Genomic DNA, 709 nt, shown 5'->3' with positions numbered 1-709 from the left:
CACCGTATGAGTCAGATCCGTACCCTCGATTTCAGTCGCATCCGATACACTTTGTACCGCTGCAGTATCATCATCGGTGATCGTACCGGTAGCTGTTTGTCCGCCTACACTTAAGGTATAAGTCTCGTCATTCTCATCGATCAGGTCTCCCAAGCCTGGGAAGGTAACCGTAAATTCTGTTACGCCCGCTGGTACAGTGATTAAGCCGGTGCCACTATCATAGGTCACGCCATTGCTGAAGACCGGAGTTGCAGTATAGTCGGTGCCTGCTGATGCAGTCACATCCGTTACACTGAACGCATAGGTTTCATCCGTAGCCGAAGCCGTGGTCATCGTCACCGTATGAGTCAGATCCGTACCCTCGATTTCAGTCGCATCCGATACACTTTGTACCGCTGCAGTATCATCATCGGTGATCGTACCGGTAGCTGTTTGTCCGCCTATACTTAAGGTATAAGTCTCGTCATTCTCATCGATCAGGTCTCCCAAGCCTGGGAAGGTAACCGTAAATTCTGTTACGCCCGCTGGTACAGTGATTAAGCCGGTGCCACTATCATAGGTCACGCCATTGCTGAACAATGGGGTGCCGGTATAATCTACATCAGTTGTTGCAGTCACATCCGTTACGCTAAACGCATAGGTTTCATCCGTAGCCGAAGCCGTGGTCATCGTCACCGTATGAGTCAGATCCGTACCCTCGATTTCAGTC

Annotated in this window: 1 protein-coding gene; it reads right to left on the bottom strand. The window is 50.5% G+C overall.

Annotation, left to right across the window (positions count from 1 at the left end):
- Window positions 1-709, bottom strand: a 709-nt coding sequence (locus tag ACKGJN_RS16360) for a hypothetical protein (protein ID WP_409540635.1), incomplete at both ends; no start/stop codon positions are given.

Source organism: Gillisia xinjiangensis, from assembly GCF_046298265.1.
Classification (GTDB): Bacteria; Bacteroidota; Bacteroidia; order Flavobacteriales; family Flavobacteriaceae; genus Gillisia; species Gillisia xinjiangensis.
Note: the sequence above shows the minus strand (reverse complement) of the source record. Positions and strands in the feature narration are given on the sequence as shown.